The sequence below is a fragment of the Carboxydothermus pertinax genome, assembly GCF_001950255.1.
In the GTDB taxonomy this organism is placed as follows: Bacteria; Bacillota; Z-2901; order Carboxydothermales; family Carboxydothermaceae; genus Carboxydothermus; species Carboxydothermus pertinax.
Genome location: NZ_BDJK01000006.1, coordinates 161,480 through 188,224, shown reverse-complemented (window position 1 = coordinate 188,224; position 26,745 = coordinate 161,480). Strand labels below are relative to the sequence as shown.

The 26,745-nt window shown below is 44.4% G+C and carries 27 protein-coding genes; 1 reads left to right on the top strand and 26 read right to left on the bottom strand.

The window, feature by feature from the left end:
- The 25 genes from ade (cpu_RS02300) to cpu_RS02175 all read right to left on the bottom strand — a co-directional run bounded on the left by ade (cpu_RS02300) (nucleotide 1) and on the right by cpu_RS02175 (nucleotide 25,251).
- A complete protein-coding gene (gene ade / locus cpu_RS02300; RefSeq protein ID WP_075858369.1) occupies nucleotides 1–1,713 on the bottom strand; it encodes an adenine deaminase in 1,713 nt (570 codons plus the stop codon).
- A 9-nt stretch (nucleotides 1,714–1,722) separates the two neighbouring features.
- Nucleotides 1,723–3,057 (bottom strand): 5'-deoxyadenosine deaminase, encoded by a 1,335-nt coding sequence (locus tag cpu_RS02295; RefSeq protein WP_075858368.1) that lies wholly within the window; start codon nucleotides 3,055–3,057, stop codon nucleotides 1,723–1,725.
- A 125-nt stretch (nucleotides 3,058–3,182) separates the two neighbouring features.
- A complete protein-coding gene (locus cpu_RS02290) occupies nucleotides 3,183–4,511 on the bottom strand; it encodes an NCS2 family permease (protein ID WP_075858367.1) in 1,329 nt (442 codons plus the stop codon).
- A 272-nt stretch (nucleotides 4,512–4,783) separates the two neighbouring features.
- Nucleotides 4,784–5,407, bottom strand: coding sequence for a cyclodeaminase/cyclohydrolase family protein (locus cpu_RS02285; protein WP_075858366.1), 624 nt, complete (start codon nucleotides 5,405–5,407; stop codon nucleotides 4,784–4,786).
- 52 nt (nucleotides 5,408–5,459) lie between these two features.
- On the bottom strand, nucleotides 5,460–6,377 hold the full coding sequence (gene ftcD, locus cpu_RS02280; RefSeq protein WP_075858365.1) for a glutamate formimidoyltransferase: 918 nt from the start codon (nucleotides 6,375–6,377) through the stop codon (nucleotides 5,460–5,462).
- Between the two features lie 34 nt (nucleotides 6,378–6,411).
- A complete protein-coding gene (yqeB, locus tag cpu_RS13310; RefSeq protein WP_077177123.1) occupies nucleotides 6,412–7,716 on the bottom strand; it encodes a selenium-dependent molybdenum cofactor biosynthesis protein YqeB in 1,305 nt (434 codons plus the stop codon).
- Nucleotides 7,716–8,396, bottom strand: a complete 681-nt coding sequence (gene yqeC / locus cpu_RS02265; RefSeq protein WP_075858364.1) for a selenium cofactor biosynthesis protein YqeC — start codon at nucleotides 8,394–8,396, stop codon at nucleotides 7,716–7,718. The genes yqeB and yqeC overlap by 1 nt, the downstream gene beginning before the upstream one ends.
- Nucleotides 8,389–9,390 carry a xanthine dehydrogenase family protein molybdopterin-binding subunit gene (locus cpu_RS14110; RefSeq protein ID WP_075858363.1) on the bottom strand — a complete coding sequence of 334 codons (1,002 nt, stop codon included), beginning with the start codon at nucleotides 9,388–9,390 and terminating at the stop codon, nucleotides 8,389–8,391. The genes yqeC and cpu_RS14110 overlap by 8 nt, the downstream gene beginning before the upstream one ends.
- 17 nt (nucleotides 9,391–9,407) lie before the next feature.
- On the bottom strand, nucleotides 9,408–10,673 hold the full coding sequence (locus cpu_RS14105) for a xanthine dehydrogenase family protein molybdopterin-binding subunit (RefSeq protein WP_075858362.1): 1,266 nt from the start codon (nucleotides 10,671–10,673) through the stop codon (nucleotides 9,408–9,410).
- A complete protein-coding gene (locus tag cpu_RS02250) occupies nucleotides 10,674–11,147 on the bottom strand; it encodes a (2Fe-2S)-binding protein (RefSeq protein ID WP_075858361.1) in 474 nt (157 codons plus the stop codon).
- Nucleotides 11,148–11,152: 5 nt separating this feature from the next.
- Nucleotides 11,153–12,013 (bottom strand): FAD binding domain-containing protein, encoded by an 861-nt coding sequence (locus tag cpu_RS02245; protein WP_075858360.1) that lies wholly within the window; start codon nucleotides 12,011–12,013, stop codon nucleotides 11,153–11,155.
- Nucleotides 12,014–12,027: 14 nt separating this feature from the next.
- The gene (gene ade / locus cpu_RS02240; RefSeq protein ID WP_075858359.1) at nucleotides 12,028–13,839 is read right to left on the bottom strand and encodes an adenine deaminase; all 1,812 of its coding nucleotides are present in this window, start codon (nucleotides 13,837–13,839) and stop codon (nucleotides 12,028–12,030) included.
- Between the two features lie 12 nt (nucleotides 13,840–13,851).
- A complete protein-coding gene (locus cpu_RS02235; protein ID WP_075858358.1) occupies nucleotides 13,852–14,124 on the bottom strand; it encodes a EutN/CcmL family microcompartment protein in 273 nt (90 codons plus the stop codon).
- 12 nt (nucleotides 14,125–14,136) lie between these two features.
- A complete protein-coding gene (locus cpu_RS02230) occupies nucleotides 14,137–14,898 on the bottom strand; it encodes a flavoprotein (protein ID WP_075858357.1) in 762 nt (253 codons plus the stop codon).
- 10 nt (nucleotides 14,899–14,908) lie between these two features.
- Nucleotides 14,909–15,718 (bottom strand): ethanolamine utilization protein EutJ, encoded by an 810-nt coding sequence (gene eutJ / locus cpu_RS02225; protein ID WP_075858356.1) that lies wholly within the window; start codon nucleotides 15,716–15,718, stop codon nucleotides 14,909–14,911.
- 45 nt (nucleotides 15,719–15,763) lie between these two features.
- The gene (locus cpu_RS02220; protein WP_234970172.1) at nucleotides 15,764–16,051 is read right to left on the bottom strand and encodes a BMC domain-containing protein; all 288 of its coding nucleotides are present in this window, start codon (nucleotides 16,049–16,051) and stop codon (nucleotides 15,764–15,766) included.
- Between the two features lie 17 nt (nucleotides 16,052–16,068).
- Complete coding sequence (locus tag cpu_RS02215; protein ID WP_075858354.1) at nucleotides 16,069–16,425, bottom strand: BMC domain-containing protein; 357 nt, start codon at nucleotides 16,423–16,425, stop codon at nucleotides 16,069–16,071.
- A 14-nt stretch (nucleotides 16,426–16,439) separates the two neighbouring features.
- The gene (gene pduB / locus cpu_RS02210) at nucleotides 16,440–17,417 is read right to left on the bottom strand and encodes a propanediol utilization microcompartment protein PduB (RefSeq protein WP_077177122.1); all 978 of its coding nucleotides are present in this window, start codon (nucleotides 17,415–17,417) and stop codon (nucleotides 16,440–16,442) included.
- 14 nt (nucleotides 17,418–17,431) lie between these two features.
- On the bottom strand, nucleotides 17,432–17,704 hold the full coding sequence (locus cpu_RS02205; RefSeq protein ID WP_075858353.1) for a BMC domain-containing protein: 273 nt from the start codon (nucleotides 17,702–17,704) through the stop codon (nucleotides 17,432–17,434).
- Nucleotides 17,705–17,717: 13 nt separating this feature from the next.
- Nucleotides 17,718–19,070 (bottom strand): UbiD family decarboxylase, encoded by a 1,353-nt coding sequence (locus cpu_RS02200; protein WP_075858352.1) that lies wholly within the window; start codon nucleotides 19,068–19,070, stop codon nucleotides 17,718–17,720.
- 22 nt (nucleotides 19,071–19,092) lie between these two features.
- The gene (locus cpu_RS02195) at nucleotides 19,093–19,644 is read right to left on the bottom strand and encodes a UbiX family flavin prenyltransferase (RefSeq protein WP_075858351.1); all 552 of its coding nucleotides are present in this window, start codon (nucleotides 19,642–19,644) and stop codon (nucleotides 19,093–19,095) included.
- A 65-nt stretch (nucleotides 19,645–19,709) separates the two neighbouring features.
- On the bottom strand, nucleotides 19,710–20,285 hold the full coding sequence (locus cpu_RS02190; RefSeq protein ID WP_075858350.1) for a cysteine hydrolase family protein: 576 nt from the start codon (nucleotides 20,283–20,285) through the stop codon (nucleotides 19,710–19,712).
- 51 nt (nucleotides 20,286–20,336) lie between these two features.
- On the bottom strand, nucleotides 20,337–21,752 hold the full coding sequence (allB, locus tag cpu_RS02185) for an allantoinase AllB (protein WP_075858349.1): 1,416 nt from the start codon (nucleotides 21,750–21,752) through the stop codon (nucleotides 20,337–20,339).
- 53 nt (nucleotides 21,753–21,805) lie between these two features.
- Nucleotides 21,806–22,630, bottom strand: a complete 825-nt coding sequence (locus cpu_RS02180) for a MerR family transcriptional regulator (protein WP_075858348.1) — start codon at nucleotides 22,628–22,630, stop codon at nucleotides 21,806–21,808.
- Nucleotides 22,631–22,980: 350 nt separating this feature from the next.
- Nucleotides 22,981–25,251, bottom strand: coding sequence for a vitamin B12-dependent ribonucleotide reductase (locus cpu_RS02175; protein ID WP_075858459.1), 2,271 nt, complete (start codon nucleotides 25,249–25,251; stop codon nucleotides 22,981–22,983).
- A 158-nt stretch (nucleotides 25,252–25,409) separates the two neighbouring features.
- On the opposite strand from cpu_RS02175, the gene cpu_RS02170 reads away from it, so the two are divergent.
- The gene (locus cpu_RS02170; RefSeq protein ID WP_075858347.1) at nucleotides 25,410–26,225 is read left to right on the top strand and encodes a C40 family peptidase; all 816 of its coding nucleotides are present in this window, start codon (nucleotides 25,410–25,412) and stop codon (nucleotides 26,223–26,225) included.
- Between the two features lie 24 nt (nucleotides 26,226–26,249).
- Here cpu_RS02170 and cpu_RS02165 read toward each other — a convergent pair whose 3' ends face one another.
- Nucleotides 26,250–26,519 carry an AMP-binding enzyme gene (locus cpu_RS02165; protein WP_075858346.1) on the bottom strand — a complete coding sequence of 90 codons (270 nt, stop codon included), beginning with the start codon at nucleotides 26,517–26,519 and terminating at the stop codon, nucleotides 26,250–26,252.
- Nucleotides 26,520–26,745: the final 226 nt, after the last annotated feature.

Below are 26,745 nucleotides of genomic sequence, written 5' to 3'. Positions count from 1 at the left end.
CTAAAGGGAGACCGGTACTAAAGAAAAGGTTCCCACATCCACCAGTCCTAAGTCGGTAAGTTTAAGCTCCGGAATAACCGGCAGACTTAAAAAGGCCAAGGTCATAAAAGGATCGTAATCGTCATAAACTCCAAGGCTTCTAACCAACCGGTGAAGTTTTTCCAGTTCTTCCTGGACTTCATTAAGGGCACGGTCAGACATTAAACCGGCAATCGGTAAAGGTAGGCTCCCTAAAACCTTACCATCAGCCACTACCGTAAGCCCTCCCCCAATTCGCTGTAGTTCCTCTACCGCCAGGACAATATCGTCATCGTTAATACCCGCCACCACTAAATTATGAGAATCATGGGCTACCGTAGAGGCAATTGCTCCCTTTTTAAGTCCAAGACCGTGAATTAATCCAACCCCTACATTGCCAGTATAATTATGCCGTTCAAATACTGCAAGTTTTATGATATCTTTTTCAGGGACGATTTTAAAGTACCCTCCTTCTACCGGCAATTCCAGCTCCAGTTTTTTGGTTACAATCTGGCGGGGCACAAGCCCAATTACCCGGGCCTTATTGGAGCTAGCCGGTATTTTTAGTTTTTCCGGCTTAATTTCCTTTAACCGCATGGTGTTCCGTACTTCCCGGTCAGCCACCGGGTAGCCGCTAAAAAGGGGCTTGCCTTCTTTGGCCACTAACTTGCCGTCTTTAAACACTAACTTTGGCCGAAACTCCCCTAAATCAGCAAAAACCAGTAAATCAGCCCGGTAACCGGGAGCTACTGCCCCTAAATCATAAAGCCTAAAGTAATTAGCAGCATTTATGGTAGCCATTTGGAGAATTGTCGCCAAATCCGCCCCTGCTTCTACCGCTAATTTAACCATATGATTTATTGAACCAAGTTTAATTAAATCCTCCGGGTGCCGATCATCAGTAACAAACAAGCAGCGGGAAGCGGTATAACGGTTAACCACCGGTAAAAGATCTAATAAATTCTTCGTTGCCGAGCCTTCGCGCAACATTAAATACATCCCGTAAGCCAATCGTTCCCGGGCTTCCTCAGCAGTAGTACACTCATGTTCCGAGGTTACGCCCGCGGCAATATAAGCAGTGAGCTCCTTCCCGGTAATTCCCGGGGCATGGCCATCAATTAGCTTTTCATTGGCAACCGCTAATTTTTTCAGCATTTCTTCAGAAGCAGTTAAAACCCCTGGGTAATCCATCAGCTCTCCTAAGCCTAACACCCGGGGGTGATTTATGAACTGGGCCAATTCCTTAGCGGTTAAGGTTGCTCCAGCTGTTTCCAGGGGAGTTGCCGGCACGCAGGAGGGTAACATTACATAAATATTTATCGGCAAATTTTCACTGGCATTAAGCATATACCTAATTCCCGCAGTTCCAGTAACATTGGCAATTTCATGGGGATCGACCACTGCCGTTAGAGTCCCCATCGGCACCAGGGCCCGGGCAAATTCAGCGGGAGAAACCATGGAACTTTCAATATGCACATGTCCATCTATAAACCCCGGCGTAACATAGGCACCTTGAAGATCTATTTCTTCTTTTCCCGAGTAATCCCCAATCCCGGCGATGTAGCCGGAAACCACAGCTACATCGCCAGTAAAAAATTCTCCCGTAAAACTATTAAAAACGTTAGCATTTTTTAAAACCAAATCCGCAGTTTTGGTACCTAAAGCTACTTCCACCAAATCTTTAACCGGCTTCATTGTAATCACCTAGGCTAAGCTAACCCCAACCCGGTTAGCTACTCGTTTTAAACTTTCATTGGCTTTCCGGCGAACTTCCGCCTCATCCATTGTTTTTAACATCCGGTTTTCCATAACAATTTTTCCATCAACTATAGTCGTTAAAACATTGCTGCTCTGGGCCTGGTAAACTAATTGGGTATATATGTTTACTCCTTCATTGGGAGTTGTTCTCATTTCGTCTAAATCCACAATCACCACGTCTGCCTTTTTACCCACTTCCAAGCTACCAATCTGGTTCTCTAAGCCCATAGCCCTTGCTCCACCTATGGTAGCCATTTCAAAAACCTTATGGGCCGGCATGGACGTTGGTCCGTAAAACGGCTTTTGAATTAACGCTGCCATCCGCATTTCAATAAAGGCGTCTAAATTATTATTACAGGGAGCTCCATCGGCCGCAATTGATACTTCTGCTCCTAAATCCAAGAGTTCCGGAATTTTAGCAATACCCGAGGCCAGTTTTAAATTAGAAGAGGGGCAGTGGGCAATTTTAGTTTTGGACTCGGCCAAAACTTTCATTTCCTGTTCATCTAAGTGAATGCAGTGGGCTAAAATTAAATTAGGAGCAGTCATCCCCAGTTTTTCTAGGTAAAGGACGTTCCGCATCCCCCGATCCTGCAGTACGAACTCCACTTCCCCTTTATTTTCCGAAGCATGGGTGTGAATACGTACTTTATACCGGCCAGCTAATTTAACTACTTCTCTTAATAAATCATCGGTACACGATACCGCAAAACGGGGAGTAAAAGCATACATGATGCGCCCATTATCTCTGCCATGCCACTTTTCTAAAAGCCGCACACTTTCATTAAGGGCATTTTCGGTAGTATCCTGCATCGTTTTGGGCACCTCAGTGCCGTAGTCCATCATGCATTTCCCGGAAATCGCCCGGATACCGCCATCATAAATTGCCTGGAAGTTAGAATCGGTATGGTTTACCGTTGCCATGTCAACAATAGCGGTGGTACCACCTTTAAACAGTTCGCCAATACCTAACATCGCCGAATAGTAAAGGGATTCGGGGTCGTGGCCTCCTTCTAAGGGCCAGATTCTAAGCTTTAACCAGTCTAAAAGTTCCAAATCATCAGCCTGTCCCCTAAAGAGGGTTTGACAAAGGTGGATGTGCGTTTGGATCAAGCCTGGAATTACCACTTTGCTGGTAGCATCAATTACTTTATCTGCAGTGACGCTTAAAGATGGGCCAATTTGCTTTATAGTATTGCCTTCAATGTAAAGATCCCCTTGGAATATATCGCGGTTAGCGTTCATTGTTACGATAGTGCCATTTTTAATTAAAATTGACATAACAGTCACTCCCTTGGTAGGCAATTTGGGCTAACCATTGTAAACTAAATTTGCAACTTTTCCCACAAGGATTAAAGACCAGGCATTACGCCTGGCCTTATCATCCTAGTTTTTTACTCATTTGTTTAGTGAAGCCGCATATAGAAATTAATAGCAAAAGCTATAGAAACAATCCACATAACCCAACTGATATCTTTAAACTTTCCGGTGAGGGCTTTGACGAGAGTATATGAAATGAAGCCAAAACCAAAACCACTAGCAATACTGTAAGTAAGGGGCATCATAATGATAGTCATAAAGGCCGGAAAAGCTTCGGTAAAATCATCAAATTCGATATGTCTTATTTCCGCCAGCATCAAAGCCCCTACTAAAATTAAAGCTGGAGCAGTAGCAAAGCCTGGAACAATACCAATAAGCGGAGCAAAAATTAAAGCTACAATAAAGAGTATCGCCACTGTAATTGCTGTTAAACCGGTCTTACCTCCTTCGGCAATTCCAGCAGCACTTTCAATGTAGGAGGTAACCGTGGTTGTTCCCAACAATGAGCTTATGATAGTTCCGATAGCATCAGTGGTCAGCGCCCGGTCTAAGTTTTCAATCTTGCCATTTTCGTCCATTAGCCCGGCTTTCCTGGTTAAACCAATTAAGGTTCCCATGTTGTCAAAAAGTTCTACCATGGTCATGGTAAAAACGATATTAAATATGCCAAACTTCCAAGCGCCGGCAATATCAAGTTTTAATAACGTCGGCTTAATATTGGGTAAATTGAAACTCATAATGCCGCTTAAGCTTTTAGGCACCGGAACAACCCCAAAAATCATTCCCAATATCGTAGTAGTTAAAATGCCAATTAACATGGAGCCTTTAACATTTCTTGACATTAAAACTGCAGTTAAGACTAAGCCAACAAGAGCCAAAAGCGGTTCAGGCTTGGTGATATGACCGAGGGTAACAAAAGTTGCCTGGTCTGCAACTACAATACCTGCGTTTTTTAAGCCAATAAACGCAATAAATAAACCAATACCCACACCAATAGCAGCTTTTAAGTTGTTGGGCACCGCATTAACAATCGCCTGCCGAATTCCACCGATCGTTAAGATCAAGAAGAAAATACCGGAGAAGAAAACTGCTCCAAATCCCACCTGCCAAGGCAAATGTAATTGAGCCACAACAAAGTAGGCAAAAAAGGCGTTTAAGCCCATACCCGGTGCTACCGCCACCGGGAAGTTAGCCCAGAGGCCCATGAGCGTTGTTGCTATCGCCGTAGAATAGATAGTAGCAGCAATCGCTGCTTCCTTGGGCACTCCCGCATCGGCTAATATACCCGGGTTGACAAAAATAATGTAAGCCAGGGTAACAAAGGTGGTTAAACCAGCTAAAACCTCGGTTCTTACACTGGTTCCCTTCTGGCTCAACTTAAAAATCCGGTCGAGCGCTCCTTGATTAGATGCCATAACCATACCCCTTTCTTAATAATTTTTTTATAATTCCTCCGGTGCCCCTTTATAATAACCCTTCCGGGTTATTACCCATAACCTTGTAAATCATCTTTATATACTTTTTACTATATTACCCCGGTACTTACGTTAATTGTTTATAACTTAACTTTATCTTTCTTCTGTATTACTTATTCGACAAGGATTTTAAAATTCCTGCTTTAATTTTCAGAAAAAATATTATTTTGTCACATTTTGTAGATTTTTTCTTTTAATCTTATTAATTTTGTTTATAATCTTTGGCTAACATACTGAGTAACCCGTTCTTTAAGCTCTGCCCCTTCTTCCAAGAAAGCTGCCACCCTTTCCCGGGCCGCCCTAACATAGCCTTCATCTTTAATGGAAGTAAGGTTAATTTTAACATTCATTACCGCTCCTTGTAAACCAGCATAAGCCATTTGTGCAGCCACCCCCGCATCGGACAGAGCATTGGGATTACCTTTTTCAGCAATTTTTGGACACAGCCGCAAAACTTCCAGGCATTTTTCCGCAACTTCCAGGGGAACATCAGCAGCTTTTTTATAAGCTTCTTGAATTTTAGCCAAACGTTCTTTTTTCTGTTCCTCGGTATCTTTCGGAAGCTTAAAGGCAGCCATCACATCATTAAAAACTTCCGTATCAATATCAATTAAGTTAACTAAACGTTCGTAGAGAGCTTCGGTTTTATCTTTTAAGGGTGCCAGTTCCTCCTCTACGCCGGCAAACTTTTCCCGCCCGAGGGTTAAATTTAACACCATATTTAAGAGAGCAGCACCATTAGCTCCGGCTAAAGCCGAAACACTTCCGCCGCCGGGAGCCGGAGATGAAGAAGCTAGCTCTTTAATAAAGCCACGAAGAGACAGGTCTGTTAGCATAAATCCACCTCCTTTTTAAATTAAGGGCAGGGAAAACCCTGCCCTTTGTTCATTAAATTAAGTCCGGAATATGGTTCTCCCGAATTTGGTCGCGGTTAAAGTTTTCCAGTTGCAGAAAATATTCTGCTACCCGTACCAGGGCTTCCTGCGGTACAGTACCCACTAATTCCGTTCCTACTACCGGTACGCCCCAGCGAGCTGCCTCGGACTTCACAAAGTTATAGGTTCTATAAAGGGGACAAGCTTCATGGTCAAACATGTTCATGGAAACCACTACTTGATTCCTATCGGTAAACTTCAAAGCTACCGCCCGAACGAAAGTAAAGCCGCCGGAAGGTCCTCGAACCGCTTTAGCAATTTGCTTGGCAATCTCCAGGTTATCAGTACCAAGAATAACGTTAAACGCCACCAGAGGATTGGTACCAGCGCTAACAATAGTAGCACCTTTGTGGACAAAATTTTTCACATCGCCAATATCCGGCAACCGCTTGGGATCAGGATTTTCCGAAAGTAAAAGATCCCTTAAGCCTTCATACTGACCTTTCCGGATAAAATCAAGAGCTTTTTTCTCAGGAATTCTAGCGTTTTCCCCGGCAAAGTAAATGGGAACCCCGGTCCGCTTGTTTAACTCAACGCCAATTTCTTCAGCCAGTTGGATGCACTCTTCTAAAGTGATGTTTCTCATGGGAAAGATAGGAATGGTGTCCTGAGCCCCAATGCGCGGGTGGCTACCCCGTTGCTCTTCCATATCAATTAATTCAATGGCTTTGGCTGCCATGTTAATTAAGGCTTCTTTTAACGGTTCGGGCTTCCCGATTAACTCTACTACCGTCCGGTTAAAATCAGCATCGGGAAAATACCCGATTAATTTTACGCCGGGAATATTCCGGACCTGGTCGACAATCGCCTCAACCACTTCTGTCCGCCGGCCTTCGGAAAAGTTGGGTACGGCATGGATGTACTTGTTCATACTGCATCTCCTCCTTAAGGTATAATGTTTTTATTTACAAGCTGGAACTGTCCAGCTTTAAAAGCGCTTCTAAAACACCCCCAGCTACCGCCAGGGCTTTTTCGGATATCGTTGTGGCGTATTCAGGAATTCCCCGGGGATCGATATCGCCTATTTTCATGCCTGCCCTCACGTCCACTTCCGGATGAATTAAGCCGCGAACTACTCCGGAAATTTGGGCAATAATTTTTTCTCCAGCAACTTCTCCCAACACCATCCCGGCATTTACCCTTTGACCAAAATCACAATACCAGTGCACCCGCCCACTGGCAGAAGCATAAATTACCCGCCTAACGGTGTGCCCACCAATTTCCCCGGGAACACCGGTATTGGGCTCAGCTGTACCCTGATAAATTGCCCGTCCCAAAAAATGTCCTCTTTTCGTTTCAATTACCGCGTGCACATCATCGGGTGCGGTAAACCCGGGGCCCACTCCTATGACTATTTTGGCTTCATCTTTGGTCGTCCCTAAATTTCTTTTAGCAAGTCTAGCGTCTACCACTGCCCAGGGCTTTAACCCTTTGACTGCTACCCCTTCTTCATCGGGAACAACAGGAACGATGCCATTTACCAGTAAATTGGGAACTTCCAAAAGGGTAGCTTTCTTGGCTAAAACTCCTTCCACGGTATGTTCACCGGTAAATACCGCCTGGGCAAAAGCTACCGGTCGGCGTATGGTCGTTGGCTTTAGAAGTTCAGTTGCCACCACTTTAAATCCCGCTTGATATAAACGCCAGATGATCCCCGACGCAATATCTCCTGCTCCTTTTACCAGAATAAGTTTTCCGTAAGGTTCATAATCCTCAGGCTTATCTAAATCAAAAACCACCCCATAGTCCTCCGTATCAATAGTTTTTGGCGTTAACTCCGGTAAAAGCTGGCGAAGACCTACATCCCCGAAAAGTCTACTAAATAGTGAAAAATAGCGTCGTGGTAGATAAACCGGATGTCCCCGCCGGCCTTGAAAACTTAAGGCCCAAACCTCTTCGGGAGCTTTTTCAATGGCAGCGAAAAAGGTTTTCAGGGTCGTTGGGGCAATAAACGGCATATCCCCAAGGGCTACCACTACCCCTTGCCAGCTGGGAGGTATTAGGCGAGCAGCTTCGCGGAGCGTTCCTCCCATGCCTTCCTGGACAGAACTCGGCGCAATAAGCAAAGGAGTAATTACCAGAATCTCGGGAAAAGTCTGCTGATACAGGGTAACGGTTTGTTCTAGAACAGTTTTCCCCAAAAGGGGAAGGGAAAGTTTGTTTCTGCCCATCCTCCGGGAACTACCCGCTGCTAAAATTATGACTCCCACTATCCCGACAAGATGTAGCCCTCCTTTAACGAGCCATAGGTCACCAATAAATCGGGTATTGCTTTAAATAAAGTAATCACTTCCTCTAAGAGCCTTTTCTCAATTACCTCGGCCTGATTTAAAAAAACTACTTTGTTTTTGGTACGGGGTGAAAAATATTTCCCTTCCCTAACCAGTTTCAGTAAATCTTCAGGAGTAATAATCCTCCCCGGTATATTTTTTCCCCGGTGGATATATTCACTGCTATAGGGTTTATTTAAGGCCGATAGTCCTATAACTGCTATAACGGTCGCGGGCACTTGGGGCAGTACCGGTTCATGGGCAAGATGTATTTTTAAAGGCCGGCGATTGCTGCCATCCGCTTCAATAAGCATAGGTATCGGGTTATGCCGGTAAAATTTCTCTATTTCCTCCGGGGAAAAACCAATTATTTTCTCCTTTTCCACCCGCTTTCCTGCAAGAACCTTTCTTCCCTCGTGGAATAACGGAAGAAGTTGATCTAAACTTTCTGCCTGGTAAAAGGGAACTTCTTCCCGGGGTGGATAAGCAAGTTTGGTAGTAGTGGTGAGGAGAAGGGGGCCGGTAATATTTTGCGCTAAATAATACATCAAAGACGTCTTGCCCCCGCCTCCCGTAAGCCAAATCGGCTCCGGTAAACTATAACCTGCAAAGTTAATCATTGCTTTGTTCTTTTTCCTTGAGAGCTTTTAAGATTTTTTCCGGGGTAGCCGGAAGTTCAGTAATTCTTACTCCAATGGCGTTATAAATGGCATTTAAAATAGCAGGCATTGTGGGAAGCATCGCCGGTTCTCCAACCCCTTTTGCTCCATAAGGGCCGGTTTCTTCGTAAGTTTCTACAATTACCGGTGTAACTTCAGGCATATCCATTGCTGTGGGAATTAAATATTCGGTAAAGCTTGGGTTTTGAATTTGGCCGTTTTTAAGCTCCACTTCTTCCGTTAAAGCCCAACCTACCCCTTGAGCCACGCCTCCCTGAATTTGACCTTCTACGGAAATTCGGTTAATTGCCCGACCTACATCATGGGCAGCAACTATTCGTAATACTTCCACTTTCCCGGTCTCGGTATCTACTTCAACTTCCGCAATTTGCGTGGCAAAGGCGTAGGGATAATAGGGGGCTCCTTGGCCAGTTTCCGGATCGACCACAGTAGAGTGCGTTGTAAAGCTTGCTTCCCCAATCAAACGGTTCCCCTTAAAGCGGGCGTGACTTGCCAACTCCGCTACAGCTACCCGTTTTTGCGGAAAAGTTTTGACATAAACATAACCATCTTTAACATCAAGACCGTCAATGGTATTGACCGCTAAAACCCCCGCAGCAAAATCCAACAAAATTTTTTTAGCCTTGGCGGCTGCCAATTTTACCGCATTTCCAGAGGTATAAGTTTGCCGGGTTGCTGCAGTAGTACCGGCATCCGGTGTACAGTCGGTATCCGCCGAAATTAAAGTAATCTTCTCAATAGGAAGGCCCAGTTCTTCTGCCGCAATCTGGGTTAAGATCGTATTGGATCCCTGGCCACAGTCTGCAGCACCGGTTAATACGGTTGCACTTCCATCATCGTGGATTTCTACCACTGCGGAAGAAACGTCGGGAAAGCCATTACCATAACCGGTACCATAAAAAATTGAAGCCATTCCGATTCCCCGTTTTTTCACCGCTCGCTCACACCTCCTTATTTAAGCTCTGCGACGTTCCAGCCAAAATGCTTGGCTGCCTCAATCATCGTTTCTTTTAACCCTACGCTCATGTCTAATATTTGGCCAGTAGCCGTTTCTGAGCCCCTTTCAAAGGCATTACGCCAGCGAAGGGTAAAGGGGTGTAGCTTTAGCTTTTCCGCCAGCATGTCCATTATCGCTTCGTACGCCATTGGTGGTTGAGCTGCTCCAAAGCCTCGCATAGCTCCGGTAAAGGGATTGTTAGTGTGAACGGCATAAGAATCAACTTTTACATTATGGATAACATAAGGTCCTGTTGCGTGAACTGCAGCTTTTCTTAAGATATTCGGCGACCAGGAAAGATAAGCACCGGCATCGCCAATAATTGTAGCTTCAAGGGCCACCAGTTTCCCATCCCGGGTGGCTCCTACCTTATAATCCATATACATTGGATGGCGCTTACTATGCGCTTTAAAAGATTCACTGCGATCGTAAACAATTTTCACCGGTCGTTTTAAAACCATTGCCGCAAGACAAGCGTGGATTTGGACAGTCATATCTTCTCGACCGCCAAAAGCTCCACCCACTGCCGTAGTAACTACCCGCACCCGGTTTTGGGGAATCCCCAGAGCTCTTGCAATTTCTGTTCGATCCCAGTGGGGATACTGGGTTGCTACATAAATTACCACATGACCCCGTTCATCAACGGTCGCTACCCCCGCCTCCGGCTGCAGAAAAGCCTGGTCCACCATGGAAGTTTTAAAACTTTCCTCAACTATTACCTCTGCTTGGGCAAAACCCTTTTCCACATCCCCTTTGCGAATTTTGAGGTGATAAGCAATGTTACCGTTTTCCCGAAGTTTAGGAGCAGTTTCTTTCATTGCCTCCCGGGGATCAAAAACCGCAGGCAGCTCTTCATATTCCACTTCAACCAATAAAGCCGCTTCCTCCGCAATATCCTGAGTTTTGGCCACTACCAGGCAAAGGGCGTCATTTATGGAAGTAACTTTACCGTCGGCAAAAACGGGGATATCCGGATGCAAAACCCCATGACCATTGTGACCGGGCACATCTTTGGCGGTAAATACTTTTAATACTCCCGGTAAGGCTTCGGCTTTGGAAACATCAAGCTTCGTTATTCTTGCATGAGGATACTTTGAGCGAACGGTTTTTCCATAAACCATCCCGGGGAGGTAAATATCCTGGGGAAACACTGCCCGGCCGGAAACTTTAGCGATTCCATCAATCCGCCAGGGGGACTGACCAACCACTCTTTCCTCCATCTACTTTCCCTCCTTTCGGGCGGCAAGCTCCACGGCCTCAACGATTTTGTTGTAACCGGTACAACGGCAAAGGTTACCAGAAATAGCCACCTTAATTTCCTCCCGGGTAGGATTGGGGTTTTCCTTTAATAAGGCATAGGAAGTTAAAACCATCCCCGGAGTACAAAAGCCACATTGGACTGCTCCCGCTTCTAAAAAAGCTTCTTGAACAGGATGGAGCTTATCCGGGGTTCCCAATCCTTCGATGGTGATAATCTCCCGGCCATGGGCACTATGGGCCATGACCAGGCAAGAATTTACCGGTTTTCCGTCTAAAAGAACCGTACAGGCGCCGCATTCCCCTTCCCCACAACCTTCCTTAGTTCCGGTAAGATGCAGATAATCCCGGAGGAAATCCAAGAGGCGGAGGTGGGTTGGAACCTCCATTTCAACTAATTTTCCGTTTACAATAAGGGAAAGCTTTTTCTTTTCCACAACTACTACCTCCCCCGGCGCAGTTCAATAAGATTTAAAACTTCCCGCATAACTCCCGCTACTGCCTCCCGTTTATAGGGAGCAGAAGCACGGCTTCCCAGTTTTTCGGCCACTAGCTTTTTAGCCAAGAGAAGAAATTGTTCTTTGGTTTCGTTGGTAAATTCCCGTCCCACTAAAAACTCTTCCAATTCTTTTGCTCTAAAGGGATTGGGAGCAACGGAGCCTAAAGCTACCCTTGCTTTTTCTACTTTATTGCTGGAAAATACTATTTCCACTGCCCCAGAAATCCGGGAAATAGCCAGCGCGTTTCTGCGCCCAAGTTTATAAAAGCCACTAATACTTTGCGGATAGGGATTTAAAATTACTTCCTCTAATAATTCGTCGGGGGCTAAAGATGTTTTACCGGAACCTTGCAGAAGGTCAGTAAGTAAAAGTTCCCTAGAACCATTTTTACTTCTAAGCTTAGCAACTCCATCAAATAATACCAATGCAGGAACTGAATCGGCAGCCGGTGAGGCATTTATAATATTGCCTCCAATAGTCCCCTGATTTCTTATTTGGGGGGAACCAACAACACTACAAGCATCGGCAAGGGCTGGAACTTTTTCGCGAACAAGTTGGGAATTGGCAACTTCCGTAAAAGTTGTTGCTGCTTTAATCACAATCTTTCCGTCAAATTCAGCTATACCTTTTAAAGCAGCAATATGGGTAATATCTACTAAAGCCGTTGGCTTTATTTTGCGCTCCCGTAAGTACAAAACCAGGTCGGTACCCCCGGCAAGGATTTTATAATTTTCCTGTCCTGTAGCCAGAAGTTCCAGGGCTTCCTCTAAAGTTTCCGGACGATAATAACCCACCTTTTGCATTAAAAAGCCCCTCCTTATTTAACCGGCGGAATAATCCTGAAGCTGTTGACGTCAACCAAACCCTGGTCAGTTATTTTCCATTTGGGACTGGTAGTTAAGGCCAGAAACGACAAATGCATAAACGGTGCGTGGACAGTACAACCCAGTTCGCTCTCCGCCAAGCGGTGAAGCGCGGCAAGCTTTTGCGAAAGCTCAAAACCATCCAGTTCATCGGTAATAAGGCCCCCAACCGGGAGTCGTAAATCTCCTAAAACTTGACCGTTTTTAACTACAGCAACTCCACCGCCCATTTCAATGACGCGATTTACCGCTAAAGCCATGTCTTGATAATTTGTCCCCACGACGATTATGTTATGGGCGTCGTGGCTAACACTTTCGGCAAAGGCCCCACTTTTTAAGCCAAAACCTTTAACAAAAGCTCTTCCGATACTGCCCTTTCGTCCATACCTTTCTACAGCTGCTATGGGTAGAACATCCTGAGCAAGATCCGCTTGGGCCGCACCACCGCTTACCGGAACGGTAAATTCATAAGCGTCCGTTAGGTTCTGGTCGGGGATAAGGCCAATAGTCCGCACTACCGCACTGGAACCGGTAGCTTTCACCTCTAAAACCTCAGCAGTTACCGGCTTACATTTCACCGAGTGTTTAACTTCCTCAGGATAAGTATATTTAGGTATATTTACCACCATCCGGCCTTTTTCGGCCATCAACTTACCCCCGATATAAACTTTTTCTATTTTCATTTCCATTAAATCCGATATCACTACTAAATCGGCCATCTTACCGGGAGCCAAAACACCCACATGTTTTAAGCCAAAATAAGTTGCAGGATTTATAGTAACCATTTGTATTGCTTCAACCGGGTCAATGCCTTGCCTTATAATCCGGGACACTACCCAGTTCATGTGACCATTTTTTGCTAAATCTTCGGCTACCATATCGTCCGTTGCCCCAATTAACCTCCGGGAATCAAGACCCTCTTCCGTTACCGCCCGAATGCACTCCGCCATATTCTTCTGGGTAGAGCCTTCCCGCATAAAAACATACATGCCGTAGCGAAGTTTTTCTACACACTCATCTTTTCTAGTAGTTTCGTGGCAGGACGCCTCGGTACCCGCAGCAATTAAGTGAGCTGCCAGTTCACTGCCAAAAAGCTCCGGTGCATTCCCGTCGATCATTTTACCGATGGATTGGGCATAAGTAGTTGAGGAGATAAGGTCTGTGATAACCTCCGGCGTATATCTATAAACATACTTAGCATTAGAAAACCCCTGAAGTTCACCAATACCAATAACATTAGGATAATTCAAAATCTCCGGCATATCTTTAGAGGTGATATCGTAGCCAGCCGTTTCTAAACCCGGGCAATCGGGGGTAAGAGCCGGCACTACCAGATAAACCCGGTTGGGTACCACTTTGGTTTCTTCCGCCATGGCCTTAATGCCAATCGGTCCCAAGGCATTTCCAATCTCGTGGGGGTCCGCCACCAGCGTGGTGGTACCGGTAGGGATAGAAAGTCTACTAAACTCCGAAATGGTCAACATACTGCTTTCAAAATGCATGTGCGAATCAATAAACCCCGGAGAAACGTAATATCTTCCCCCTAAATCCACCACTTCCGTTTCCGGCCCAATTAAATCAGAAGCATCCCCAACTTTTAAAATATACTGATCATAAACCGCCACATCCGCTTGATAAATTTCCCGGGTAATAACGTTAATTACCAGACCGTTTTTTAAAACCAGCGTTGCCTTTTGGTCCGGATCCATTAAAACATCCACCAGTTTACGCCGGATGACTGCGGTCTTAAAGGTTTGAGCGTCCATAAAAGACCTCCTTTAGCTTCGTTGCCATTCCAGCTTATCCACAATACCTACAATTGCAGCATCAATAGGCACGTCCCCCCGGCGTACCGCAAAAGGTGCAACACTACCGGTAACATAAAGTACCAATTCACCAATTCCCGCGCCTACCGTATCAACCGCCACAAAAGGCTGGCCAACGGGATTTCCCTCTAAATCCACCGGTTGGGTTACCAACATCTTCGTTCCTACTAAAGTTTCGTCTTTTCGCGTAGCAACCACATTCCCGATAATCTTTCCTAACAGCATCTCATCACCGCCTTATTCACCATAAGTAATTTTTATTTTTTTCTGGGCGGCATATTCCCGGGCAAGATCAGTTAAAATTGCCTTTTGCGGCACGATTACTTCTACCTCCTTCAAGTTTAAGAGGTCGTCCCGGGTAACAATGCGTTTTTTTATTTTTATCCTGGTAAAAGAGGTTTCTTTGGGTATCTCAGGATTAGGCAGGGCAAGGTATGGTGAAAGTTTTGCCAAAATTTTTTTACCCTCATAAAGAAATATTTCCTGCTCGCGGACTTTCTCGATATTTTCCTGAATCAGCTTTACCAAACCCGCCGGCGGGTTGTTAAATCCCCGCCTTTTAAAACCCTCCCCATCGGGCAAGGCTCCATCAACAATACCTAGAACCGGTTTACCGGCAAGTTTGGCATGAAATATTATTGAAGCTAAGGGTTCATCATAAATACCATGGGCAAGTTTTCCCACAAGATTTGCTGTGATAACCGGTAAAAAAACCAGCGAAATGGTCTTTAAAAAATCATAATTTTTAAACTCTTCCCCGTTATGAATTAGGGAAACACCGGTTAAAGATTTAAGGTTTTCTTCCCCGTAAAGGTTAAAAGCATTTTGGCTGGCAACTACCATTAAGTCATAAGTAGTTTTAATCCTTTCCAGGGCCAGAAACCCTTCCTCAGCACCACCGGTAGCACCGGCAATTAAGATTAATGCTTTAGGTTTAAAACTCTCTGTAGTCTTTTGTTGTCCAAGATAATTTTTCATGGCGGTAAGATAGATGGACATTCTTTCACCCCTAACCAAAAAGCGCAATCCCAAGGGGGGTTACCAGCAAAGGATGGGGAGGAACATAGGCTATCCTACCCAGAAACTTAGAAAATTCCTCGCCAAAGCCCTCAAGGTAGGCAGTACCACCAACCAAATAAACAGGTAAATTATGGTCATAATTGATTATTTTTTCCTTAACAATTAAGGCCATTTTTTCAATAACAGGTCGTACTATCGGCAAAATTTCCTTATGGCGCGTTCTATCTTTTTTTATTTTTTCCGCTTCCTCAAAGGTAATTTTATAACCCCCAGCTAAAACCAGGGAAAGGTGCGTACCACCGGTAGGTTCATCAAAGGTAGCAGTTATCTGACCGCTTTCAAGTACGGCAATTCCGGTAGTCCCACCGCCAACATCCACTACTATCCCCTGCTCAATGCTTAAAGCCCGGGCCGCAGCTACCGGTTCATCAACCAGGGTCACCGGTTCTAATCCCGCCCCGGCAATTACATGGCCACAGGCTTCGGCATTGCGACCAACCGTCCCCGGGGGAATAGCGGTAGCTGCTTTAGAAAGCTCAGTACCTAAAAGCCGTTCTACTTTCGCTTTTAGCTCCCGGACGATTTGGATAGCACCAAGATAATCTACCACCAGGCCGTCTTTCACTACACTGGCCCATTTTAGTGCTCCAGCTACTGGTATTCCCTTTTGGTCGGTAACCACCAGAACAATATCTGCGGTACCCAGGTCAACCCCAACTTTATAGGGCGGTGGCAACGGATTGGTTTTTTCATTTATTATTAGCTCATTTAAAAGAAAAAGCTTTTGTTCAATCTCCACCCAACCCCTCCTAAATGGGGGGATAGCTCGGGGTAAGTTCCCGGGCTATTTCCCTTGGATTTTGGCAAGAATCTGGCTTTCCACTTCCGCATGGGGACGGGGAATTACATGAACCGCTACTAACTCCCCAACTTTTTGGGCAGCAGCAGCACCGGCATCGGTAGCAGCTTTAACCGCACCCACATCACCCCGCACCATCACGGTAACTAGGCCAAAACCAATTTTTTCGTAAGCGACAATAGTTACATTGGCAGCTTTAACCATCGCATCGGCCGCTTCAATTGCTGCCACCAAACCTTTAGTTTCCACTAAACCTAAGGCTTCACCCATGATAAAATACCTCCTTAAATTTATTTTGCTTTTTTATTTTCCTTGTTTTTACTCTCTTCTTTCTCGGGAGTTTTTACCAACGATTCTTTAGTTTCAGCGCTAAAAATAATTTTATCTAATTCCAAATGAGGTCTGGGTATAACGTGAGACGTTAATACTTCCCCTACTTTTTGAGCAGCAGCTACCCCTGCATCAACCGCCGCTTTTACGGCTGCTACCTCTCCTTCTAGTTTTAAAGTAACAGAAATTTTTTTGCCAACACCAATTACCCTTTCAAAACCTAAAAAGGACACATTGGCAGCTTTTACTGCTGCATCTAAGGCGGTCATAGCAGTAGAATAACCAATTGCTTCAATTAAGCCAAGGGCTTTATCCATTTAATATACCTCCTTTAAGCCCTCAATTCGGCCAGCACCCTTTCCCCAACTTCCCGGGCTGCATCTAACGCATTTTTTACTGCTGCGGAGTCTCCAGTGACCGTAAGCCATACTTCGTTAGCAAATGCTTGCTCCACCGAAGGTCCCCAGAACGATACTGGCGTAACAAAGGCCGTTTTCAGAGCAGTATCACTCATTAAAAGTCCTACTCCCGCTGGGGCACCAATAATGATGCCAAAGGCCTGGTTTAAGGGAGCTCCAAAGGCTTTATTTAAGGCCGCTGCTGCCCTGGCGGAGTAATGAGTTTCGATCTTACCCGCCTTAGTTTGGTGCACGTTTTGGGTATACTCCTCGGTAGCCTTTAGGGCCAATTCCACTGCTCGCATTACATCGGCCACATCTTCCGCTCCAAATATAGCGAAAATCCCGTGACCTGGTCCACCTAAATCATCCCGGGCCAGTTCTAAGCGCACCAATTCAGAGTTGGTCTTCTTTACCGCTTCGTCAGCAGCCATAATTTGGGCTGCAGCGCCCACCCGCGAGCTTATAACTCCCAAGGCCCGGAAACTTCCAGTGGTTTGTAAATATTTGCGAAGGCCCGGATCAAGGTTGGGAATTACATAACCTACAGTGTTACCGGCAGCTACTCCAATAAACGTGGCTTGGCCATAATTTTTGCGCAATTGCTCCTCAACGGTCATTGCAAGAGAAGGCTTAGAAGCGAAAGCCGGCGGATCATTTACCGGAGTATTTTCAGCAACTGGCTTTACCGGTGGTCGCATGGAAATGGTAAAAAGGGTACCACTGGTAGGAAAATTAGCTGCCGAACCAGTTGTAAAGTAATTTTCCGCCTTTGTTGCGGATGGTTTTACCCCTAATAGCCGCTCCTTACCTTTTTCCCTCTGGTAGTTAGGACGACTAATAACGGTAGTTGTTTCCCGGATCTGTCTGTTTAAAACATCTCTAACTATCTTATCCACAAGATTTTCCAAGGTTCTTCACCCCCTTATTTAACGGGTATAACTTTCAACATTTCTTCATGGGGTCTGGGGATGACGTTAAAGGAAACAATTTCGCCAACCTTTTGGGCTGCCGCAACGCCTGCCTCTACCGCAGCTTTAACCGCCGCCACATCTCCTTGGATTGTAATATTAACCAGGCCCGAACCTACCACCCGGTACTCAATAATATGAACATTAGCTGCTTTAACCATCGCATCGGCCGCTTCAATGGCCGCTGTAAGTCCCAGGGTTTCTACAAAGCCAATGGCACTTCCCATTTTTTATCCCCTCCTACCAATCCAGGGTTAGATAATCCTCTAACCGGATTTGTTCATATCCTGGTATGTGAGTTCTGGCAAATCGTTCTTTTTCCGCTAACGGATAAGTTGCGTCAATACCCATCTTCGCCGAAACTCCCCGGAGATTGTGCGAGGGTTCTAGCGGAGTTCCCTGGGCTCCAGGAATGATAACTACGTCTTGATCCGCCTGCACCCGGGTTGCAATAGCCCATTCCACCTCTTCGGGATTAAAAATATCCACATCATCATTGACCACTACCACATGTTTTATATCTTTATTGCTAGCCAGCGCTGCAAAAATTGCTTGTTTTCCCTGTCCTTCAGCCGTCTTTTTAATCGAGATAATGGCGTGGCACCGACCCCCTCCGGCCATGGTAATATGAACATCTTTGACGGAAGGAACAACATGACGGACATGGTTTAAAAGTACCACTTCCCGCATCAGGGCATTGGGTAATTTATGTTCGTAACTGCTGGGGAAAATTACCTGGAAGATTGGATTATTTCTAAAGGTAACTGCTGTTACTTCCACTACCGGTTGCATTGTTTGCGGCCCGTAATACCCCATCAATTCCCCAAAAGGTCCTTCGGGATGACGGACATTAGGAAGCATCCGTCCTTCGATAACGATTTCCGCTTCCGCCGGTACTTCCAAATCGATAGTTTTACACCGCACTAAAGCTAAAGATTCTCCAATGAGGCGACTTGCCACATTATATTTATCAAGGCCAAAGGTTTGGGTTGGTAGCTGGCTTGATAAAATAATTGCCGGATGAACTCCTAAAACCACTGCCACTTCCATGGCTTGGCCGCGCCGTTCAAAGTCATAATATTGTTCTATTAATCCCGGTGATTCAATTAAAATGCTTAAATTATTAGGTCCGTTTAGCTGCATCCGCCGGATAGAGGTAAACCGCCGGCCATAAAGAGGATCTTTAGCCACCAAAACCCCTGCCGTAATAAACGCCCCCGAATCTTTTTCATGAAAGGTTGGAATAGGAAAAAGTTTTTCTAAATCAAAGCCTTTGGTCAAAACATTTTCCTGCACCGGGCCTGAAGGTAAAAGCCGGGTTTCCCCAGGATTGGTTATGGCTTCGGTTATTTTGGTAAGCAAATCAGCTTTTTTAACCCCTAAAGCCAAAGCAAAATTTTCCCGGGTACCAACAATTCCCCCGACTGCTGGTATTTCATATCCCTCAACTTTTTGAAAAAAGGTAGGCACGGTCCCTTTAGTTTTTTTTAGTATCGCCCCTAATTCAAACTTGGGTTTTACAGGTTTTTTTACCAGATATAAGGAATTCTGCCGTTTTAGTTGCTCTAAAAACGTCCTTAGTGACGCTGTCAATAGTTAAAACCCCCTTCTTAATCTACTCCCCCCAGCGCTGAAATAAGTTATGCTCTATTCCCAGAACATCAAAAATTTTCCCAGCCATGAAGGAAACCAAATCGCTCAGGTTTTGAGGCCTATGATAAAACGCCGGGGAAGCAGGTAAAATAATTGCCCCCGCCCGAGCCAGACGCAACATATTTTCTAAATGAATTACTGTAACCGGTGTTTCCCGGGGAACAACAATTAGTTTTCGACCTTCTTTTAAGGTGACGTCAGCAGCCCTGGTTAGCAAATCTTCCCCGGTACCATTGGCAATAGCCCCCAGGGTATGCATGGAGCAGGGTACCACAACCATTCCCTGGGTTTTAAAAGACCCACTGGCAATGGGGGCAAATAAGTTATTATTTTGATAAACGTGAGCATAGCGGGAAATTTCAGCTAAGCTAACGCCACATTCGTGCTGTAATACCTTTTCGCCCATTTCGGTATATACAGTGTGAACTTCAATCCCCATTTGGGACAAAAGTTGAATTAAAGTATAGCCATAGATAGCCCCGCTGGCCCCGGTTACCCCTACCACAATTCGCATTTAATTTGCCTCCTTAGAAAGCAAAGACGGGAAAGGCCCAATTTAGGACCTTTCCCAAAAATAAGTTACCTTTTTGCTCCTTCCCGATTGGGCCATTCTTTCATGTATTCTTCTAAGGTCATAACTTCAGCAAACAACGCCATGTCTCTTAAACCTGCCTGGTGCATTTCTTCATCTTTAGAGGCACAGCAGTCGGAAATCGCAATTACATTGTAAGCATGATAGAGAGCGTCCGAGGCAGTGCTCCGAACGCAAACGTTAGTCCAAACACCGGTAACTACCACGGTGTCAATTTTTTCTTCTCTTAGATACAGGTCTAAGTCAGTGTAGGCAAAAGCGCTATGGCGACGTTTTTGCACAATGTAGTCACCTTTTTCTTCATCGGGACGAAGTTCCGGAATAAAGTCCGAACCCCAGGTTCCTTTAATGGCGTGTACCGGGCGAACTCTAAAGTCGGCATCGTTTTTCCGGTGTGCTTCCTGCACAAAAACTACATTAATCCCCTTTTCGTGGGCAAATTCTACAAGCTTCTGTAAGTTGGGAACGATTTTCTCCCCATCGGGGCATCTTAAAGGGGCATTGGGTCCAATGAAGTCGTTTAACATGTCGATGATAACAATACAGTGTCTGTCACCTTTCATATTTTCTCCTCCTTTGATAATTCGTAATGATATTTTTAACCTTTTTACAGGTTAAAATTTAATCCAGCGTTCAAGTTTAGAAATCGTTTGCCGCTTAACGAATTGGCCATACCCTGGTTTACCAACAATACCATTCTTATCATCATAAACCAGTTTACCCCGAACAATAGTTTTAACCGGCTTTCCTTTAAGCTTCATGCCATGAAGGGGAGTATATTTAGCCATGGTGTACATCTTATCTTTATCAATGGTCCATTCATAATCCAGGTCAATTACGGTAAAGTCGGCATCCGAGCCAATTTCTAAAGCACCTTTCTTGGGATAAAGGCCATAGTGGATTGCCGCATTTCGTGAGAGCACATCTACTAAGCGGGATAAGGTAAGCCGGCCTTTATTATAGCCTTCGCTAATAATTACCGGTACCATGGTTTCTACCCCTGGAATTCCCGGGAAGGCAGTCCAGATATCCATGCCCTCAGCTTCTTTTTCGGTAGGAATTTCATAAGGAGCATGGTCTGTAGCAATAAAGTCTACCCGACCATCGGCCAGCTGTTCCCAGAGCATTTCATTGTCTCTAGTAGTCCTTAAAGGCGGTGCAATTTTCGCAAACTGGCGCCACTTAGTCATCGACTCATAGGCATTTAACACCAGATAGTGAGGGCAGGTTTCAGCTGTCACGTCAATTCCCCGCTTTTTAGCTTCACCTACCAGCACGCCACCAATACCGGTGCTCATATGCACGATATGGAGCCGAACACCGGTTTCTTCGGCAAAGCTAATGGCCATCTGGATAGCAACTTTTTCCGCAAGCTCCAGGCGAGCCTCCGCCCAGGCCGGGCCATCCATCCGACCTTCTTTTCTTAATTTGTTGACATGGTAGGTGCAAAGGTCCAGGTTTTCCGCGTGAATGCCTACCGGAAGTCCAGTTTTTGCTACTTCCCGAAAGATTTCCAGCATTTCTGCATCACTAGCCGGAGGATAAGTAGGCACCGAAGGGGTCATGTAAACTTTAAAAGCTACAACCCCATAATCCGCTTGTTCTTTAATGTTGTAGAGGGCATTATTCCGGACATCTTCCCCGGTAGCGCCTCCCCACATGGCATAATCCACATAAGCCTTGTCTTTAATTACTTCCAGCTTTGCTTCAAGGTTATCGACACTTCTTACCGACGGTACACTACAGCAGGGCATATCAATAATCGTGGTAACCCCACCTGCAGCCGCTGCCTGGGTACCGGTAGAAAAGTTTTCCCGGTGGGTAAACCCGGGATCATTAAAGTGGGTGTGGGAATCAATGCAACCAGGCAATACAAGATTATTTTCGGCATCAATTACTTCGGCAACCTCGATCCCGGTAAGGTCAGTGGTAAAACCGGCAATTTTACCGTCTTTTACCAGGACATGGGTATCCACCGTTCGGTCCCCTTGAGGTATTTTGGCATTTTTCAAAACCAAATCAAAACCCATTTTAAAACCTCCTTTAAATTTTAAATATATTTTGCCCTTGCGGGCTAAAAACCTTAGAAAGTAGGTGGAGTATTAATCCAAAGCACCACCAGTTCTTCGTCGCTAATATTGCGCCAGCGGTGTTGCTGAGTGCTTTTAAAATAAAAACTATCTCCCGATCCTACCACGTATCTTTCCGTTTCATCCAACCAAATTTCCAAAACCCCTTTTAAAACGTAAACAAATTCCTCCCCCTCATGGGAAATATTTTCATTCCGCCCGGCACCCGGAGCTACAGTGTAAAGAAGCGGCTCCATTAGTGGTTCCCTCATAGCTGTTAAAAGCTCAACTTTAATCCCCTCTTCATCAGTTTCCAGTACCTGGCCATAACCGGCCCGAACTAATTTTTGCTCTTTAGTATCTAAACCTTCAAAAAAGTACAGGAGCGTTTTCTCATAAAAAGTTGCAAGCTTTTGCAAGGTAGCAATTGAAACGTTTACCTGCCCTGATTCAATTCGGCTTAGATAAGAAACCGAAACCCCGGTATGAGCAGATACTTCCTCCAAAGTAAGGCCCTTTTTATCCCGCAGCATTTTAAGCTTTTGTCCTACAGCTATCCTGGGGCCTTTTTTCTCAAATTTTACCGGTTCTTCAGGCAACTCTTCCCCTTGAGCCGCCAGATACTCTTTAACCCCAACAATGTTGAAGCCCTTTACCTGCATTAAATATTTGATTTTTTTGAGTCTTTCGATATCTTTAAGGGAATAAATACGGTAATTACCGTTTTGCCGACCAGGTTTTACTAAACCTGCTTTTTCCCAGTTCCTGAGGGTCGCCGGCACGACCCCAATTAACTTTGCCGCATCACCAATCGTAAAAAAGGTTTTTCCCTGGGACATTTATTACTCCTTCCTTTCCAAAACATATAAAAATGTTTTTAAATGTTTTTGTATATATCTTCACAAACTTTTAACATCACCAGTGCGTCTTTTTTCGACATTATTTTATATTCGCTCTTATTTTTGATTTTCCTCCTGCTTTTTTCGGGAAAGAAAAAATTTTTTTAATTTTTTTAATAGCTTTGTTGTTAAGTCCATTTTTTGTTTAACATTATAATTGTTTTTATAAATGTTTATAAAATACTTTTTAAGTGTGAGCTTCACCTATTAATTTGGACATCACGAAACTAAAAAATACACTTTAGATTAAAATAAAAAAGCCTTATAGCAAACGCTACAAGGCTTTTTTCTTAACCGCACTTAGAGTAACCACAGTTGCGGCAGACAACACATCCCCCTTCGTGCTCTAATTTGCTCTGACACTCGGGACAATATCCATTTTTCTTTTCACTACTCTGATCCGGAATAAAGACTTCCCCTTCGTTACTTATTACTACAGGCGGTGCTTCTACTTCTATTTGTCCTTTAAAGCCATAAGCATCTTTTAAAACTTTTTCCATAGCTTTGCCTATAGCATCGGGACAGGATAAAACTTTAATATCTTTACCATTACCCATTTGCCTTAAAGTAGAATGGCAGCGAATACCCTTGAGCTGACCAATAATTTCGGTAACATCTATTCCCGAGCGCAAGGCCAAAGAAATAAGGCGACTGGCTGCTTCCGACTGGGAAGGGCAACCTCCGGCTCGGCCAAGGTTAGTAAACACTTCGCAAATACCGTGTTCGTCTCGATTAACCGTTATATAGAGATTGCCACAACCAATTTTAACCTTTTCGGTAAAACCGTAAGTGACCGTTGGCCGGGGACGGGGAACTACTTTAAAGGGTTTGGTTTCCGTTTGCTTTACTTCTTTTTTCTCCTCGGTTAACCCGGCATTTAACACCTGTTCCTCACGGCTACCATCTCGGTAAACCGTAAGGCCCTTGCAACCAAGTTTATAAGCTAAAAGGTAACTTTCTTTGACATCCTTTACAGTAGCCGAATTGGGCATGTTGATAGTTTTAGAAACAGCGTTATCGGTATGTTTTTGAAAGACCGCCTGCATCCTTACATGCCACTCGGGGGAAATATCCAAAGCAGTCACAAATAATCTTTGGGCTTCCTTGGGCACCCCGGTAACCCCGGAGACCCGTCCGGTTTTCGCCACTTCTTCCATTAGTTTTTCGCTGTAGTAGCCATTATCCTTGGCATGTTGCTCAAAAATTTCATGGACTTCAACAATATCCTTGCGGTCTAAGATATGGCGCTTAAAAGCCAAGGCAAAAATCGGCTCAATCCCGGAAGATACCCCCGCAATAATACTAATTGACCCGGTAGGGGCGATAGTCGTAGTCGTGGCATTTCTGAGTTTTAAACCCCTTTTCGCCCAAAGGCTTTTCTCCCAGGCAGAAAAAGTACCCCGAATTTTGGCCAGTTCTGCTGATGCTTCTTTGGATTTATCATTTATAAATTCCATAACTTTGTCAGCAATTTGTAAAGCCTCTTCCGAATCATAAGGAACATTTAATTTAATTAGCATGTCCGCAAAGCCCATAACTCCAAGGCCAATTTTCCGGGTTTTTTTAGTCATATTTTCAATTTCTTTTAAGGGATAATGGTTAACATCAATTACATTATCAAGAAAACGAACCGCAAGTTTTACGGTTTTTTCTAAATGCTCCCAATCTATTTCCTGCCCCTTAACCATGTTGGCAAGATTAACAGAGCCTAAGTTGCAGGACTCATAGGGAAGAAGAGGTTGCTCACCACATGGATTAGTAGACTCAATTTGTCCTAAATCAGGCACCATATTACCTTCATTAATCCGGTCGATAAAAATAATCCCCGGTTCTCCATTACGCCAGGCGTTTTGAGCTATTTTATCAAAAACCTCCCGGGCTTTTAGTTTTTTCACAATTTCTCCGGTTGACGGCTCAATTAATTCATACTCCCCATCTTCTTCTAGGGCTTTCATAAACTTTTCGGTCAAAGCTACGCTAATATTAAAATTGGTAATGTCTTTATTATCTTCCTTGGCAGTAATAAACTCCAGGATATCCGGATGGTCACATCTTAGAACCCCCATATTGGCTCCGCGCCGGACTCCGCCCTGCTTTACCGCTTCGGTTGCAGCGTTAAAAACTTTCATAAAGCTTACCGGACCACTGGCAACACCGCCGGTCGAGCGAACCCGGGAACCTTTTGAACGCAGCCGCGAAAAACTAAAGCCCGTACCCCCACCACTTTTATGGATTAAGGCTGAAAACTTAACCGCATCAAATATCTCTTCCATAGAATCCCCCACGGGTAAAACAAAGCAGGCTGAAAGCTGTCCTAAAGGCCGTCCGGCATTAACCAAAGTAGGGGTATTTGGTAAAAAGTCAAGTTCAGTCATTAAAGTATAAAATTCTTTGGCAATTTGTTCCACATCCGCCTTTTCGTCATAATTTTTTTCTGCCAAAGCTATAGCCCGGGCCACCCGCCAAAACATTTCTTCTGGGGTTTCGATTAATTCCCCCTTTTCATTCCGCGCTAGATACCGGGCTTCAAGTACTTTTAGAGCATTTTCCTTTAGGTTCACTCCAAAACCCCCCGAAAGAAATTTGTCATCTTTCATATTATACAACCTTCAAGTTCAAATTCCTTTTTTGATTTTGAGGCAATTTTTGCAGGAATTTTAGTTTTTTTGTAGAATAATCTTTTCTAGTTACGTTTTATAAACTTTTAAGGAGTGTTGCCATGAATTTTAAAAAAGCCATAGCTACACTAACTCTTTCAGCATTTTTAGTACAAGTCCCGGCTTTAGCCGCTACCATCACTGTAAAAAAAGGTGATAATCTCTGGATTCTAGCCCGGCGATATAACACTACTGTAGACGCCATTAAAAAAGCTAACCACTTAAAAACTGATGCTTTAAAGCCAGGACAAAAACTTGTTCTTCCCGGAAAGTCTTCTTCTTCTGCGGATTCCCGTTCAACCAGCAGTACTTCAATTTACATAGTTAAATCAGGCGATACCCTGTGGGACATCGCTAAAAAATTTAATCTCTCCGTAACAGAAATAAAGCGCTTAAATAATTTAAAGTCGGAAAAACTTAGCATTGGACAAAAATTAATCGTGCGCAAAACCACCTCTTCCCGCAGTACTTCGCGCTCCCGAACCACCGTAAAAGTGTCCCGCGGTGGCGGCCGGGACGACGTAGCAAATATTGCCTTAAGTTATTTAGGTACTCCCTACCAGTGGGGAGCAAGTTCCGGTTCAGCCTTTGACTGCTCTGGTTTTACCAGTTATGTTTACAAACAAGTAGGTATTACCCTCCCCCATAACGCTCTGGCTCAGTATAATGTGGGCGTTAAAATTAGTAAAAGCGACCTCATTCCAGGAGATTTAGTATTTTTCAAGACTCTAGGCTCTTCCATTATCAATCACGTGGGCATCTATATTGGCAGCGGACAGTTTGTCCACGCTAGCTCCGGCAAAGATAAGGTAATTATATCTTCTTTAAGTGAAGGCTATTATGAAAGCCATTATGCCGGTGCAGTAAGGGTAAGATAAAAACGCGGCCCCAAGGCCGCGTTTTTATATTGCTTTTTCTTTTAATTCTCCAAATAATACTTTTCCAGTTTTGGTTTTAGGAATAAAATCTACTGGTATTATTTTTTTAGGTATATACCTCGGCGGAAGTTTTGTTCGGCAAAATTCCAAAAGCTTTTCTACATATGCTTTATCTTTTAAAACTACAAAAGCTACTGCATTTTCTGTAGCCAAGGGCTCATTAATCCCTACAACGGCTACATCTAATACTTCAGCATATTCATAAAAAACATCTTCTATTTCCCTTGGAGTCATCCCGCTTCCCCCCTTTTCTTTACATTATTTTACTCCCAAAAAAAGGGAGGCGGAAGGAAGAAAAGTTAAGTAGCGTTTTTTAAGAGCTTAAATGCCCTAAAATCACTTTAAACGGTTAAAAATTAGCATTTATTTTCGGTAACTTTAAATATTTTGGTAGCCCGCCCGAATTTTTTGTTCCCTTTTTATTTAGGTAACCGCTCCAACTTTTGCCGGCCTGTTTTAA

Coding starts and splice junctions, on each gene's coding strand:
- ade (WP_075858369.1), bottom strand. CDS start 1,713: ATGAAGCCGGTTAAAGATTTGGTGGAAGTAGCTTTAGGTACCAAAACT.
- cpu_RS02295 (WP_075858368.1), bottom strand. CDS start 3,057: ATGTCAATTTTAATTAAAAATGGCACTATCGTAACAATGAACGCTAAC.
- cpu_RS02290 (WP_075858367.1), bottom strand. CDS start 4,511: ATGGCATCTAATCAAGGAGCGCTCGACCGGATTTTTAAGTTGAGCCAG.
- cpu_RS02285 (WP_075858366.1), bottom strand. CDS start 5,407: ATGCTAACAGACCTGTCTCTTCGTGGCTTTATTAAAGAGCTAGCTTCT.
- ftcD (WP_075858365.1), bottom strand. CDS start 6,377: ATGAACAAGTACATCCATGCCGTACCCAACTTTTCCGAAGGCCGGCGG.
- yqeC (WP_075858364.1), bottom strand. CDS start 8,396: ATGATTAACTTTGCAGGTTATAGTTTACCGGAGCCGATTTGGCTTACG.
- cpu_RS14105 (WP_075858362.1), bottom strand. CDS start 10,673: ATGGAGGAAAGAGTGGTTGGTCAGTCCCCCTGGCGGATTGATGGAATC.
- cpu_RS02245 (WP_075858360.1), bottom strand. CDS start 12,013: ATGCAAAAGGTGGGTTATTATCGTCCGGAAACTTTAGAGGAAGCCCTG.
- ade (WP_075858359.1), bottom strand. CDS start 13,839: ATGGACGCTCAAACCTTTAAGACCGCAGTCATCCGGCGTAAACTGGTG.
- cpu_RS02235 (WP_075858358.1), bottom strand. CDS start 14,124: ATGCTGTTAGGAAAGATTATCGGGAATGTGGTTGCTACGCGAAAAGAC.
- cpu_RS02230 (WP_075858357.1), bottom strand. CDS start 14,898: ATGTCCATCTATCTTACCGCCATGAAAAATTATCTTGGACAACAAAAG.
- cpu_RS02215 (WP_075858354.1), bottom strand. CDS start 16,425: ATGGATAAAGCCCTTGGCTTAATTGAAGCAATTGGTTATTCTACTGCT.
- cpu_RS02205 (WP_075858353.1), bottom strand. CDS start 17,704: ATGGGAAGTGCCATTGGCTTTGTAGAAACCCTGGGACTTACAGCGGCC.
- cpu_RS02195 (WP_075858351.1), bottom strand. CDS start 19,644: ATGCGAATTGTGGTAGGGGTAACCGGGGCCAGCGGGGCTATCTATGGC.
- cpu_RS02190 (WP_075858350.1), bottom strand. CDS start 20,285: ATGAAAGGTGACAGACACTGTATTGTTATCATCGACATGTTAAACGAC.
- allB (WP_075858349.1), bottom strand. CDS start 21,752: ATGGGTTTTGATTTGGTTTTGAAAAATGCCAAAATACCTCAAGGGGAC.
- cpu_RS02180 (WP_075858348.1), bottom strand. CDS start 22,630: ATGTCCCAGGGAAAAACCTTTTTTACGATTGGTGATGCGGCAAAGTTA.
- cpu_RS02170 (WP_075858347.1), top strand. CDS start 25,410: ATGAATTTTAAAAAAGCCATAGCTACACTAACTCTTTCAGCATTTTTA.
- cpu_RS02165 (WP_075858346.1), bottom strand. CDS start 26,519: ATGACTCCAAGGGAAATAGAAGATGTTTTTTATGAATATGCTGAAGTA.